Origin of the sequence: Aquiflexum sp. TKW24L (genome assembly GCF_023502205.1) — a bacterium.
Classification (GTDB): domain Bacteria; phylum Bacteroidota; class Bacteroidia; order Cytophagales; family Cyclobacteriaceae; genus Cognataquiflexum.
In genome coordinates, this window is the sequence record NZ_JAMFLG010000038.1 from 1 (window position 1) to 14,732 (window position 14,732).

The window sequence follows — 14,732 nt, forward strand, 5'->3', positions numbered from 1 at the left end:
TAGTAACCCAAGCTGATATTGACGCAGGAAAAGTGGACAACACTGCCACTGCTGCTGTCGGTGCAGTGAATGTTTCGGCTTCGGAGTCGGTAACTGCAACACAGAGCCCTGCACTTTCCATCACCAAGACTGCAACCGAGTCAACCTTTGCTGCTGTCGGAGATGTATTGAACTATACAATTGTCGTCACCAATACAGGAAACGTGACTTTGAATAACATCTCGGTTACTGATCCTTTGACCGGATTGAATACGGTGATCGGAACTTTGGCACCATTAGCTTCTGAGTCAATCCCAACTTCTTATACTGTTACTCAGACTGATTTGGACAATGGTTTTGTGACCAATAGAGCAACTGCTTCCGGTGTTTCAACCAATGATGAACCGGTAGAAGATAGTGATGAGATTACAGTAGTAGCCTCTGAAAACCCAAGTATTGAAGTAATCAAAACCACAGAATCTGCAAGCTTCTCAGAAATCGGTCAGGTCGTTACTTATACCATCACAGTAAAAAATACAGGTAATGTCACCCTTACAAATCTTTTGGTAAGCGACCCATTGACTGGATTGGCTCAGATAATCCCTAGTCTGGCACCTGGCCAATCAATTGCCATCACGACAGAATATACCGTCCAACTAGAAGATTTGAATGTTGGCTCGATCACAAACAATGTATCAGTCACAACAAAATCTAGAGGTGGAAATGATATTGGAGGAAATGACTCTGTAACTATCGGTGCATCTTCAACCCCAATTGACGCCATTGATGATGACTTGGGCGACTACCCTGCTGATTTTGGAGGTGTTTTGGGCAACATTTTGACCAATGATCTTCTCGATAATAAACCTGTGAATTATACTGATGTGAATTTTGAATTCACAGATTTGGATGGAGTGATCGGCTTGTTGATCCAGGAAAACGGTGAACTCAGCCTGATTCCTGGTCTAAATGAAGCACGTGAATACAGGTTAAAGTACACTTTGCGGGAGGCTTTAAACCCGACAAACAGTGATGAAGCTACCGTAGTGTTTGAGCTTTTGGAAAATGAAGTTGATTTAAGGATTACCAAAACATCAAAAGGAATCGAAATCTATGAAGGTGATGAGTTCGAATATGAAATCGAGGTTAGTAATATCGGTGAAACAGATGCCAAGAATGTGGTCATCATCGATGACCTGCCTCGTGGACTTTCCTACATAGGTACTACCACCTCTGAAAGTAATCCTTCATTAGGAGTTGAAATTTCAGTCAATGGCTCAAAAATCACCTATACAATTCCATTGTTCCCTGCCGGATCATCTTTATTGATAAAAATCAAAGTAAGAGCAGAGGCACTCAACAGCGACCAAGCGCTTTCTATCACCAATTTGGTGAGGGTATCCGCTGATGAAGAGGATTTGAACTTGGAGGACAACGAGGATTCTGATACCAATCAGATCAATCCATTCTTTATCCCTACTGTCATCACACCAAATGGTGACGGTCTGAATGACAGATTTGAAATCATGGGTCTTAGAAAATTCGAGACCAATGACATCGTTATCTTCAACAGAAATGGTGACCATGTCTTCGAAAGGAAAAATTATGAAAACGATTGGTCTGCAGAAGGACTTGTAGCAGGCACCTACTTCTTTGTGATGAAGTCAACTGACAAACAAGGTAAACTTCATGAGTTCCAAGGTTGGATACAAGTAATAAAAAGATAAGCCCCAATAATTGATTTTATTGAAAATTATAAACAGTCGAAATGAACCTGATTATGAGAAAAATTTTAATAATGGCCGCTTTCGCCATGCTGACCGGCTTTATAGCAATTCCCTTACATGCACAAAACGCCCTGTTGAGGTATGCTGATAAACAGTTTGATTTGGAAAATTATAGCGATGCAGCCGCGCTTTACGAGCAGGCACATGAGCGTAAAGCAACTTATGAAAATGCCCAAAAGGCAGCCCTGTCGTTCCAAAAAATCCAGGAATACGACAAAAGCTTTGATTGGTGGAAAACCACAATTGGCTATGAGGAAGCAAGCAGGGAGGATTTTTCAAACTACCTTATCGCTGCCATGAAAGCTGAAAACGGTATTTCATCGGAAGAACTCCTTTCAGGCAGTCCTTTTAAAGAATCAGCTTTCCCGGAAATTGACTTTGATATAATCAGGGAACTGAATAATAAAAAAGCAAATGTCAAATTGGTTCAGCCAAAAGGAATCAATAGCAATGGTTCTGACTTCAGATTGGCGGAAGACATTCAGGGGAATAAATACTTTACAAGTGACAGGGGGTCGGTATACCCATCGGAAAAACCCACTGTAAGATTGGATGCCAAAAGCAATGTCTTCAGTGAGGAAAAGAGTGACCTAAATAACAGAGATTTTTTTGGGATCTACCGATATACCAACAGTGAAGATCTTGAAAAAATGGTTTTCGATGTCCCAGGCGGACTCGTCTATTCGGACCCAACCTTGATGGAAAGTAAAAACCTGCTATTCTATACCACTTTTAGAAATATCAGAAAAGTCAAGAAATCAAGGGAATTTGAAGTCAATCCAGAGATCTTCTTTAGTAAAATTTCTACTGATGGAAAACTCTCCGATACCAAGGCTTTCCCCCTTAACGACGCCACTAAATACGGTGTCATGCATCCCTTCATTGATGAGAAAGGTAAAAAAATCTATTTCGCTTCAGATATGGCAGGCGGTTTTGGAGGATTTGACTTGTATTTTGTGACTTATGATGATGCGCTTAATTTTGGAACTCCTGTCAACCTCGGCTCCTTTGTCAATACCAAAGAGGATGAAAGCCACCCTTTTATCATTGGAGAGAAATTCCATTTTTCGTCCAAAGGTCATCCTGGATTGGGGGGAATGGACATTTTTCAAGCTAGTTCAGTAAACGGTTTATTCAGTAATGTTGAAAATATGGGCGTTCCATTTAATTCTCCCCGAGACGATTTTGGATATTATATCACTTCAAAGGGCAAGCGGTATCTTTCTTCTGACAGAAAAGGCGGAATGGGGATGGATGACATCTATCTCATCGAGGACCTGAATAAGTACTTGTTGGCTAGGGTAATTGATTGCGACGGAATTGTCATTTCGGAGGAATTTCAAACAACCCTTACAATCAGAAATCAAAATGAAAACCTACCGACAAAAAGAGGGACAAAATCTGAGTTGATTGGTGACCTGCTTCCTGATTCAGATTATACATTGACGATCAGTAAAAAGGGCTATTTCAAAATCCATGACAATGAAATCACCACAAAAGGACTGCAGGGAGATACTTTAAGAAGGGAATACAGGCTCGCTCCTATTCCTTACAATATGCCGGTATTTGTAGATATCGTGTATTACGATCTAGACAAATCCCAGATCAGACCAAATGCAGAACCTACTTTGGACAAAATCGCTGAGCTGATGAACAGGTATAGCTTTGTAGACCTCAAAGTCGGTTCACATACAGATGCACGGGCAAGTAAAGAATATAATGTTGCTTTGTCCGAAAGGCGAGCGGCAGCCGTGCGTGCTTACCTTTCAAAATTCAATATTGCTGAAAACAGGGTGAAACTTGATTGGTTTGGGGAAGAAAACCGAACCAATGACTGTGGGGATGGCGTACCATGTCCTGAAACAGAACACCAATTGAACAGAAGAAGTGAGTTGATTCTGGAGGCATTCCCAGACAAAAATATCGATTATGAAATGCCGGCAGAATTGCTCGGAAAAGACATCTGCGATCCTGCGGCTCTTTTTTCAGCCCTAAATCATGAAGTCCCAACCATTTATTTTGATTTTGACAAAGCCACTCTCCGACCTGTCCACAAAACTGAACTGGAAAAGCTTGCGCTCTACCTTCAGCATATGGGTGGGTTAAACCTTCAGGTTCAAGGCCATACTGATCAGCGTGGAAACGAACAATATAACATGAAACTGTCCGAACGCAGGGCAAAAGCTGTTATGGATTACCTAGTCAATAAAGGAGTCAAACAAGACAGAATGAGTAGCGAATGGCTTGGAAAAACAAAACCTGTACATGATTGTGTATCAGTAACGTGTACCGAAGCCATGCATCAAATAAACAGAAGAACAGAATTACATCTCAGGTAGGTTTTGGTTAAATTATTTTTTTAGCTTTAATTGAAGAGTTATTCGATAGAAAAAGAGTCTCCTTTTGGGAGACTTTTTTTGTTTCTTTATCTCCCATCAAAAAAAAGAGGGAATCTAGAAATCAAAAGATCTCTGAATTCCCCCTCAAATTCACCCCCTTATCCAAAATTGGATTCTACACTATTTTGATAATGTATAGGTAAACAAAAAATACTTGCTGAAATTTTTAGCTACCTAGTGACAAAGCACCCTCATTTCCATCTACCAGATTTTTACCTGTGGCAGCGGATGCAACCATTTTAAAGAAGTTGATCATCTTATTGCCATCGGTATCCCAGTAATATGCAGTCGTAGGTGTGACTTTTATAAGAGAAACATTTGGATCGTCCTTACCACCTGGAAACCAAGCTTTGAGGAACGGCGTCCAGAGTTCATGGATCTTATCTTTGTCAAAAATCAATTCCGCCTCACCATTCACGATGAGGTAACTATCTTTTCCGGGATGGGAATAAAAAAGCTGAACATTTTTATCTGCCTCGATTTCTCGATTTTTGTCTCCGTCAGCATTGCTGAAAAACCAGATATTCCCTTGATCACAGACCTTTTGTGTACTCATAGGCCTGCTAGAAGATCCATCATCGGTTTTTAGATTGGTACAAAACATACAGATATCAATGGATTCAACAAGCTCTCTTAATTTAAGAATTGCATCCTCTTCACTCAGATTTTTTATTTCACTCATTATTTCAATTGATTTAATTAAGATGCAGTTTTATCAGTTTTCTCTTTAATTGACTTTGCATGATCGAGATGGGTTCTAAGTCCTGGAAGTTTTTGCGCAGCCCAAGCTTTGATTTCTGCATCATTCGAATTCTCAGCAGCGTCTTCAAACAATTCAATGGCATCTTCATGGTGCTCCACCATCATATCGGCATAAGCCTTTCCGAAGTCATTGCCTTTTTTGTCCATAAGATCTTTATGAGTATCCATAGAGTCTTGAGTGGGTGTGGAAGGAATTGCTATAGATTTAGATTGAGCCAATGTTTTCAATTCTGCCAGAGTCTTGGTATGATCCGCTTCCATCATTTTACCTAATGCTTTAACATCCTCAGAAGTCCCATTTTGTTGAGCAAGTTTACCCAAGCTGATTTCTTCCATTTGCATTTCGGCAGCTGCCATCAAAAATTTTACGCCATTGTCATTATCAATAACAACAGCAACATCGTCATCGTTGGTAAGTCTTGAAACGTTTTCTGTTTCAGCCACATCCATAGAATCTGTTGAATCAGAAGTTTTGTTTTCCGAGCAAGAAGTGGCAAATATGAATATCCCGGCCATGCAAGCTGCAGGTATCAGGATTGATTTGAAATTGATTAGATTTTTCATAATAAAGTTTGGTTTAGTTTTCATAAAATACGCAAGGGATTAGCTAGAATCCCTTGCGCAAGACCTTAATGGAATCCTACCAGTGAACTTCTTCACCACGGTTTGATTTCCAGTTATTTTCCAGATACCTGGCATCTTCCTCATTTTTTGGAGTTACAGTAATGACGACATTTCCTTCCTCTATTCCTGATTCATATAATTTTGCCCTTGCTTCAGGGATACCAGAACCTACCAAGGCACCGATGACACCACCTGCAAGTCCACCTGCTCCGGCTCCTGCTAATCCTGCAGCTATTGGTCCAGCGATCAAAATCCCAAGTCCTGGAATGGCGACACTAGTACCGATGGCAGCGATGACACCTACAATAGCTCCGATAGTACCTCCGATAGCGGATCCTTTGCCAGCATGTTCTGCTGCTTTGGTACCGATCTCAGTATCATCATCTCCATTGTCTGTAAACTGTGTTTTCCGGGTTTTATCAGACATGATCAAGTTGATATCATCTTTTGAATAGCCTCTTTCGTGAAGTGCATCGTAAGCACTTTCAGTGCTTTCACGGTCACGGAACATACCTGTAAGTACTCTTTTTTCTGAAGTCGTATTGGTCATTCCTTGGCCTTCATTTCTTAAATTATCCATTTTTTTAGTCGTTTAGATTTCTATTAGTTTTCTGTTTATTTATTAGCTGCATTGTCCCAACAGGAAGTAGATGATCACAAAGACAACTATTGTCCCTAAGCATCCGCCTCCCATTTTTTTTGCTCCGTAGCCTGCTATAAGGCCCTTGAAAATATTATTCATTCTATTTCAGATTATGCCGGTTCTCCAGCAGCCTCAACATTGATGGCAGCCATTGCTACATCAGATAATTTCAGATCGGCTTCTTTTTCTTCTTGCAATGTGGTAGCCAACAATACCTCTACATCAGTCAATCCCAATGTCTCGGCAAATTGACGGAGTGTTCCGTATGAAGCAATTTCGTAGTGCTCAACTTTTTGAGCAGCTGCGATAATACCTGCATCACGCATAGACCCTTTTTCACAATCCTCCATAATGCCTGAAGCCTCTTCGATCAAACCTTCCATGGCATCGCATTTTTTTGCTTCTGCCTTCACTTTAATCAAAGCAAAGACTTCTTCCAATCGGGTAATTTGTCCTTTGGTTTCCTCAAGATGAGATGTCAATGCTTCAATCAACTCTTCAGATGTAGCATTTTTGGTCATTTTTGGCATTGCTTTAAGCAAAGCTTTTTCTGCCCAATAAATATCCTTTAGACCATCTTCAAACAATTCCATTAATTGAGAAGACTTCATAGTAGCTTTGTTTCCTGAACCAGACCTGGCCGATCCTGCAGATGACTTGTCGGATGTGTTATTCTTTTTTTCCATTTTTTTGTAGTTAATTGGTTTAGTTAAAAATTTTATTTTTGAGAGGTGAGTGTCGAGTCTCACTTTAAGGAATTAGAATAATCTTTTTCTTTTAGTTCTACACTGTCCTCATAGACAGACCAACTCATAATCCCATTATTTGGAGCTGTTGCAATATCAACCGTTTCTTTCCTTTCGGCACTCAATTTCTGATTGCCAGATTGGACAGTTTTTTCAGTACGATCAGTTCCTTTTGCCTTGTCATCGAGTAAGCCATTGGTATCCCTAACATATTGAAGCGGATCCTCAATGGTCTGCCATTCTTCTCCGAGCAGTGGGCTTTTGCCTTCATTCCAAGGGCCTTTGAAGTCCTCACCTTTGGACATGTTAAAATATTTGTTGCTATACCTTGGATCACTTTCCAAAATTCCAGGAGGAAAGTTTGGTGTAATGGTTTCCAATGCTGCCTGGAACATTTGTAAATGGGCTACTTCTCTTGTCATCAAGTAACGAAGTGACTCTTTTACATAAACATCGTCCGTAAACTTCATGAGGTTTTCGTACACCATTTTTGCACTAGTTTCGGCACCGATATTCAATCGCAAATCTGCGGTCAAATCGCCCATTCCCATGATATAACCTGCATTCCAAGGGTTGCCAACACTGTCGGTCAACATAGGTGTACCACCGCTTACTAAATAAAAGTGTGGATTTACCATGGCATCATGGATATAATCCTCCTTTGCTGCGGTCCCATCTAGGACTTTGGTCAAATCTGATTCATCCGCAGCGTTTTTCAATTCGCCATTGACACCGGTGAGCAACATCTGAATAGTAGCACCTACAATTTCAAGATGGCTAAATTCCTCAGTGGCGATGTCCATTAGCATATCGTATTTATCGGGATATGGCTTCTTGCAACCAAATGCCTGAACAAAATATTGCATTGCTGCTTTCAACTCTCCGTTTGGCCCGCCAAACTGTTCGAGCAATAATTTCGCAAACCTTACATCCGGTTTGGAAACCCTAGCATTGAATTGTAATTCTTTTACGTGATGGAACATGTTTTTTTCTTGGTTTAGTTTATAATGATTGACTGTGGTTTTGTCTTAATTCCCTGCTTAGGAATTTCTATTATTTCTTTTTCTGATTTGTTTTATCATTCACCTTGGCAATGACTCCTTTCTTTTTATTTGAAGGAACTATCTTTTCTTCTTGGTCTGGATTGTCATTGATCTTAGCCAATACACCTTTGTCTTCGGTTGGGAGATTCTTCTGGGATTCTTTCATAATCTGGCTACTTTAAAAATTAAAAATTATACAGTACAAAACTCAGAAAATATGTCCCCGAATAATTACAGGTTGTTTTGAATTTGTTATAAAATTCACCCTAAAAAATTTTTGCTTCCAGATAACTCCCCTAGCACCAACCTGATTTTGTGGAAAGATTAGGGCTTGATTGTCTCCATTTAGCCTTCTTATAAAAATATACCGTTACTTTTCCACTGACGGTTATCCTTAAAAATCAATTTTAAGCTAGTTTCGAATCCCTAAACAATATTGATTGATGAGAAAAATTTACTTTATCTGTTTGCTGGTTTTGATGGCAGGTTCTGCCATTGGACAGGGACTACCTTCAAAAGGCAATTATGAACTTGCTGCGAGATTTTCTCCTGAAAAGCTCAAGAAAATGATTTTTTCCACAGAAGTGGATGCGCATTGGCTAAAGAAGTCCGATAGGTTTTGGTACCAATATGAAACCACCTCTGGAAAAAACTGGTACATCGTCAACCCAACCACAAAAAGCAAAACACAGCTATTTGACAAAGACAAGCTGGCGGCCGAGATATCCAAAATCGTCAGAGACCCTTTTGACGGACAGCATCTGGATATTAGCAACCTGAAGTTTTTGGAAGATGAAAACACCATTCAATTCAAGATCAAAAGCACACAGGATGTTCTGAAAAAGGATTGGGAAGAAATCAAAGCCAAAAACAAAAGCGCCAAAGATTCTATAGAAAAGAAAACTTTTGTATTCCGCTATGACCTTAACTCGCAGCAACTGACAGAAATCAAAGATCCCGAAGAAGAAGCCAAACGATTGGCTTGGGCCAATATCTCTCCGGATTCCTCCAAAATCGTCTTTATAAAAAATGAAAACCTCTTTTGGATGGACAAAGCAAATTTCAAAAAAGCCATCAAAGATGAAAAGGACAGCACCATTGTCGAAACCCAATTGACTACAGATGGTGAAAAAGACTTCGGTTATGGTAGTGGTTTTGGTAGAGGAGATGACAATGTAGAAGAAGAAAAAAAGAAAGATGACAGGAAGCGGGCAAATATTCTTTGGTCTGCAAATTCCACTGAATTTATCCTTACCAAAACAGATCAAAGGAAAGTGAAAGACCTGTGGGTGATTCACAATACCCGCGATCCAAGACCGACCTTGGAAACATACAAGTACTCCATGCCGGGAGAAAAAGAACAGCCTGTCTCCTACCTGCTGCACTATTCCTTTGGAAATCAAAAAATGTCAAATCTGGAAACTGCTACTTTCAAGGACCAAACATTGGGATTATGGTCTGAAAGTATTCCTGCATCAGCAAGAGATGATGAGTTCAAACCAGCCAAATGGCTTGGGGACGGAAACTTTTTCTATTATTCGATTACCTCAAGAGACTTGAAAAAAGTAGATATCTGCAGGTGGAATATCAAGGAAGGGAAAAAAGAAGTGCTCATCGAGGAGCGAAGTAATACTTACATCGACATCACAAAACCCGAAATCATTGCCAACGGAAATGAAATCATCCATTGGTCGGAACGTGACGGATGGGGACATTTCTACCTCTATGATAACAAAGGCAATCTAAAAAGACAGTTGACATCAGGACCATTTCATTCTGAAGGCATTGTAAGAGTGGACGAAAAAAGCAGGTTTTTTTATTTCACTGCCAATGGAAAAGAAAAAGGGGAAGATCCATATTATGAGCATTTGTATAAGGTCAGTCTAAATGGTGGAGCTATTTCTTTGTTGAATTCCGGCGATTTCAACCATAGCACTTCGATGAATGACAAGGCTACATTCTTTGTTAACAATTACTCAAGAGTCAATACCACCCCTGCTTCTGGCCTTTATGATGCTTTGGGAAGGAAAGTAATGGACTTGGAAACTGCTGACCTGAGTTCGCTGTTTGCAGCGGGATATCGATTCCCAGAGCCATTCCAAGTCAAAGCAGATGACGGCATCACCGATCTATATGGCGTGATGTATAAGCCATTTGATTTTGACAGTGCAAAGACCTACCCTATCATCGAATATGTGTATCCGGGCCCTCAGACCGAAGCGGTCAACAAATCATTTGGAAGGGGGCTCGACCGAACAGACCGATTGGCACAGTTTGGATTTGTGGTGGTGACGATTGGGAACAGGGGTGGACATCCGGGCAGGTCAAAATGGTACCATAACTATGGCTACGGCAACTTAAGAGATTATGGATTGGCTGACAAAAAAGCTACAATCGAGCAGTTAGCGGACAGGTTTGATTACATCGACAAGTCAAAAGTAGGGATTCATGGACATTCCGGAGGCGGTTTTATGTCTACCGCAGCGATGTTGGTTTATCCTGATTTCTTCAAAGTAGCAGTTTCAAGTGCAGGAAATCACGAAAACAATATCTACAACCGTTGGTGGTCCGAAAAGCACCATGGTGTAAAAGAACAGATTTCGCCAAAAGGGGATACGACATTCGTCTATCAAATCGAAAAAAATCCAGATCTAGCCAAAAACCTAAAAGGAAAATTGCTGTTAGTCACAGGTGATGTGGACAACAACGTTCATCCTGCCAATACCATCCGGATGGCAAATGCGCTGATCAAAGCTAACAAGAGGTTTGACTTCATCATCCTTCCCGGTCAACGGCATGGGTTTGGCGATATGACTGAATACTTCTTCTGGAGAATGGGAGATTATTTTGTCCAGCATCTCTTGGGTGACAACACGCCTCCACCGGTAGATATGATGGAGGTTCAAAGAGAAAAAGCCCTTACCAAATAGAAAAAGTAAGGTCTTCATATACCATAAAATCAAAACCAAGGAACTCATTGTTAAACCTGAGTTCCTTGTTTTTTTATGTATTTCTCCAAAAAGATAAACCAAAAGTGAGGTTTCTTGTGTTAGAACTTAAAACATTTTCTACTTTTAAAATTTAAATTACTTTAAACCGAACTAACATGAAAAGAAAATCAACAGCCGTATGGCAAGGAACAGGCAAAGAAGGAAAAGGTCACCTTACCTCCCAATCAGGTGTTTTGGACAAAACCCAATATTCATTTTCTTCCAGATTTGAAGAGGGTATCGGAACTAATCCAGAGGAATTGGTTGCCGCTGCACACGCAGGATGTTTTGCCATGAAATTGAGTTTTAACCTTACGGGAGCCGAATTTCCACCACAAGAACTCCACGTCGACGGTGTTATTACCTTAGAAGATGGTGCCATCAAGCAGTCAAAATTGATCCTGAAAGCTAAGGTCGAAGGAATCTCAGAAGAAAAATTTGCAGAGCTTGTCAAAGACGCTGAGAAAAATTGTCCGATCTCCAAATTATTGAACACAGAAATTGTTGTTGAATATACCTTGAATTAATCCAGGGAATAATCCTTTCAAATCCCGCATGCTTTTCATTTTTAGGAATTTTCCAGAAAAAATGAATTATGCGGGATTTTTAATTTCTTACTCTTGTCGGAGCGGTGGATACCAACTTAGCAATGACCACCGCAGGATACAAAATTCCAAAAGCCGATAAAAAAACAGATAACATCTTTGTAGATATATTGCCAGGGAGGATATCCCCAAAGCCTACCGTCGTCACGCTGACCAAGCTGAAATATATATAATTACCAAAATCATGGTCATTACCTACAAAAATTATATCTCCCAAAACAGCATTTTCACTTGACAAATTTATCAGCTCAAAGCCAAAAGAACCCATTAGGGCCACAAGCAGATAAATATTAATGGCACCGATGACCCTATACCGGTTGACCTCATTGTCACGGAACAATAGTCTGAAATTGATAACAGTAAAGACCATCAGATTAAGCAGGATGACTACTCTTTCTTCAAAATAAAATTCATAAGGAATATCACTGAATCTTATTATTCGAAGGACAACATGGATGACAACCAAGGTGGCGGCAATGATAAAATACACCCTTTCCCTTGCCGAAATCATCCCAATGATAAATAGCATGATAAACATGACGTTCAGAAAATTGGTAGAATCCTCCTGCTTTTCAATCAAGACGGGTAAAAAAAAGACCGTAAACAAAAGCATCACAAGCAAGGTGATAAAGGAAGCATCTGACTTCCAATATTTTTTGGATTTACTAATGAAATTATTCATTGCTGCTATTAAAGGAAAGGCATCAACACCTATTTATTATTTCTAAAAAAAGAAAAAGATAATAATTGAATAGCTCGATTCAGGAAATTTAAATATTATTTTTGGAAAAAGGAGTCAGGACAAGCTGATTAAAAATAAATGAATCTCACCACAGAAAATATTGTATTGATTGGGAGTATTCTACTTTTATTAAGTATACTCGCCGGTAAGACCTCATATAGATTTGGAGTACCAACTTTAATCCTCTTCCTTCTTGTGGGAATGTTGGCAGGGTCAGAAGGAATAGGCCAAATTGCTTTTGACAATCCCGGTACGGCCCAATTTATTGGGATTATTTCTCTTAATTTCATATTGTTTTCAGGGGGTTTGGACACAAACTGGGCATCTATAAAGCCTGTTCTGGGTCAAGGCATAAGTCTTTCGACTGTTGGTGTCCTTCTAACTGCTCTATTGCTCGGAGCGTTTGTTTGGTTCCTTACAGATTTTACGATTTTCGAATCCTTGCTATTGGGTTCAATTGTTTCTTCAACAGATGCCGCTGCTGTTTTTTCTATCCTTAGGTCTAAAAGCTTAGCACTTAAAAGCAAACTGAGACCAACTTTGGAGCTTGAAAGCGGAAGTAACGACCCAATGGCATATGTATTGACTTTGACTTTTTTGGGAATGGTGCTCAATCCCAGCATGTCAGGTTACAGCTTAGTAATAATGTTTTTTCAACAGATGATTTTGGGTTTCCTACTTGGGATGGGATTTGGTTGGCTTAGTAAGATTCTGATTAATCAAATAAATTTAGGATTCGAAGGATTATATCCGGTTTTGGTTATTTCCCTCATGTTTATAACTTTCTCCTTTACCGACTTATTGGGAGGAAATGGCTTCTTGGCAGTATATTTATGCGCCGTCTACCTTGGAAACCAAGAATTAATTCACAAAAAAACAATTCTCAAAATGTTTGATGGGTTAGCTTGGTTGATGCAAATAGTGCTATTCCTTACTTTGGGACTCTTAGTCAATCCTTCAGAAATCATACCCTTCCTTGGAGTTGGAATACTCATTTCCTTATTTCTAATAATAGTCGCCAGGCCGGTCAGCGTTTTTATTTCCTTGTTACCATTTAAAATGAATCCAAGAAGAAGATGGTATATCAGTTGGGTCGGATTAAGAGGTGCTGTCCCGATTGTATTTGCAACTTATCCTTTGATTGCCGGAATCGACAAAGCACACATCATATTCAATATTGTTTTTTTCATTTCATTGACTTCTGTAATCATTCAAGGGACCACCCTTACACTTTTTGCCAAATGGCTTCATGTATTGCTTCCTGAAAAAGTCAAACAAAAAACTGCGTTGGACTTAATCAGTTCTGATTCTCCCAAAAACAAACTTGTAGAGATGGAACTGGACTTGGAAAGCACTGCTATAGGAAAAAAAATAGTGGAACTTGGTTTTCCCAAAACAGCCATCATAGCAACTATAAAAAGAAACGGTGCCTACATCACCCCGACAGGAAACACCGAGCTTCAATTAGGAGATTTACTAATGGTACTGGTAGAAGGTGAAAGTTCACTCAATGATGTATTTCAATCATTAGGTATCTCAAAAAAGATAACCGATGAACATCAGGAAGATACTGAAAATTAAACTTTGTTCTCGGGGAGAACCACCATTGGGATTGATCCATCGAATACAAGCTCATTGACCATAAACTTTCTAAAAATTTTGTCAGAAAATGTTCTTCCACCCTTTTGAACCACCAGAAAATATTCTTTCTTATCGGCAATAAAAGTTTTGATCTGTGTGAAAACATCCACTCCTTTAAAAATGATATAGCGGCTAGTCAAATTCCCATATTCCTTATTACTTAATTTTTTGAGGAAATTTTCAATTTCTTCAATAGAATCATCCTCGCGCGCTACAGTCATAAATTCGATTGTATGAATGGATTTGGGGATATATTTCAAAAAAATCTCAAAGCCACCGGAGTTAAACTCAAACTTGGGGTGGACACTGACCAACAATTTTTTGGGCTCAAAATTTTCTAGAGACTTTGGGACAGCGATGACAATTCTATTCAGATATTCAATGATTTTATTGATCGTACTGCCTATGAAAATCTGTTTCAATTTACCGGAACCTTTCAAACCCATCATTATAATATCTAAGCCATCAGCATCCAGATTATTCTCCAGGTATTCGAGCAAGGGATTTTCGATAATTTCAAATTTGATCATGCAGAACTTATCAAATATGGAATCTCTCAATGTAAACCATTCTCTTGAAATTTCTCTTTGATGGTCATATACAATCTTTAATCTCAAATCATGGTTGGCCAGAGAAGGAACAGGTAAATCCATTTGGTGGACCACAACAATTTCATGTCCGTACCACTCATTCATTTTCTTGGCCATTAACAATTCAACCCTCGAATAGGCAGAAAAATCCAGAAGTACATATAATCTAGGCATGATGTCG

Annotated in this window: 13 protein-coding genes; 5 read left to right on the plus strand and 8 right to left on the minus strand. The window is 39.5% G+C overall.

Going from position 1 to position 14,732, the window contains the following annotated elements:
- Positions 1-1,706: CLIPPER-2 domain-containing protein (locus M3O96_RS18360; protein ID WP_283774039.1), on the plus strand; the 1,706-nt coding region annotated here is incomplete at its 5' end.
- Between the two features lie 53 nt (positions 1,707-1,759).
- Positions 1,760-4,105: an OmpA family protein gene (locus M3O96_RS18365; protein ID WP_249722957.1), complete on the plus strand. Its 2,346-nt coding sequence runs from the start codon at positions 1,760-1,762 to the stop codon at positions 4,103-4,105.
- 226 nt (positions 4,106-4,331) lie between these two features.
- On the opposite strand, the gene M3O96_RS18370 is transcribed toward M3O96_RS18365, so the two are convergent.
- The 6 genes from M3O96_RS18370 to M3O96_RS18395 form a co-directional block, all read right to left on the minus strand.
- Positions 4,332-4,847: a pyridoxamine 5'-phosphate oxidase family protein gene (locus M3O96_RS18370; RefSeq protein ID WP_249722959.1), complete on the minus strand. Its 516-nt coding sequence runs from the start codon at positions 4,845-4,847 to the stop codon at positions 4,332-4,334.
- 17 nt (positions 4,848-4,864) lie between these two features.
- Entirely contained in the window at positions 4,865-5,491 is a 627-nt protein-coding gene (locus tag M3O96_RS18375) for a DUF4142 domain-containing protein (RefSeq protein WP_249722961.1), read from the minus strand.
- Positions 5,492-5,567: 76 nt separating this feature from the next.
- Positions 5,568-6,131, minus strand: a complete 564-nt coding sequence (locus M3O96_RS18380) for a hypothetical protein (protein WP_249722962.1) — start codon at positions 6,129-6,131, stop codon at positions 5,568-5,570.
- 173 nt (positions 6,132-6,304) lie between these two features.
- Complete coding sequence (locus M3O96_RS18385) at positions 6,305-6,880, minus strand: YciE/YciF ferroxidase family protein (protein ID WP_249722963.1); 576 nt, start codon at positions 6,878-6,880, stop codon at positions 6,305-6,307.
- Positions 6,881-6,939: 59 nt separating this feature from the next.
- Positions 6,940-7,923, minus strand: coding sequence for a manganese catalase family protein (locus tag M3O96_RS18390; RefSeq protein WP_249722973.1), 984 nt, complete (start codon positions 7,921-7,923; stop codon positions 6,940-6,942).
- Positions 7,924-7,993: 70 nt separating this feature from the next.
- Complete coding sequence (locus M3O96_RS18395; protein WP_249722975.1) at positions 7,994-8,149, minus strand: hypothetical protein; 156 nt, start codon at positions 8,147-8,149, stop codon at positions 7,994-7,996.
- Positions 8,150-8,462: 313 nt separating this feature from the next.
- Between M3O96_RS18395 and M3O96_RS18400 the strand changes: the two genes are divergently transcribed.
- Entirely contained in the window at positions 8,463-10,913 is a 2,451-nt protein-coding gene (locus M3O96_RS18400; protein ID WP_502798922.1) for a S9 family peptidase, read from the plus strand.
- A 176-nt stretch (positions 10,914-11,089) separates the two neighbouring features.
- Positions 11,090-11,500 carry an OsmC family protein gene (locus M3O96_RS18405; RefSeq protein WP_249722979.1) on the plus strand — a complete coding sequence of 137 codons (411 nt, stop codon included), beginning with the start codon at positions 11,090-11,092 and terminating at the stop codon, positions 11,498-11,500.
- A 79-nt stretch (positions 11,501-11,579) separates the two neighbouring features.
- Here the strand turns inward: M3O96_RS18405 and M3O96_RS18410 are convergent, their stop codons facing one another.
- Positions 11,580-12,260 (minus strand): potassium channel family protein, encoded by a 681-nt coding sequence (locus M3O96_RS18410; protein ID WP_249722981.1) that lies wholly within the window; start codon positions 12,258-12,260, stop codon positions 11,580-11,582.
- 138 nt (positions 12,261-12,398) lie between these two features.
- Between M3O96_RS18410 and M3O96_RS18415 the strand changes: the two genes are divergently transcribed.
- Complete coding sequence (locus M3O96_RS18415; protein ID WP_249722983.1) at positions 12,399-13,901, plus strand: potassium/proton antiporter; 1,503 nt, start codon at positions 12,399-12,401, stop codon at positions 13,899-13,901.
- Here the strand turns inward: M3O96_RS18415 and M3O96_RS18420 are convergent.
- Complete coding sequence (locus tag M3O96_RS18420; RefSeq protein WP_249722985.1) at positions 13,898-14,725, minus strand: universal stress protein; 828 nt, start codon at positions 14,723-14,725, stop codon at positions 13,898-13,900. The two genes, M3O96_RS18415 and M3O96_RS18420, sit on opposite strands and share 4 nt — an antisense overlap.
- Positions 14,726-14,732 lie beyond the last annotated feature (7 nt).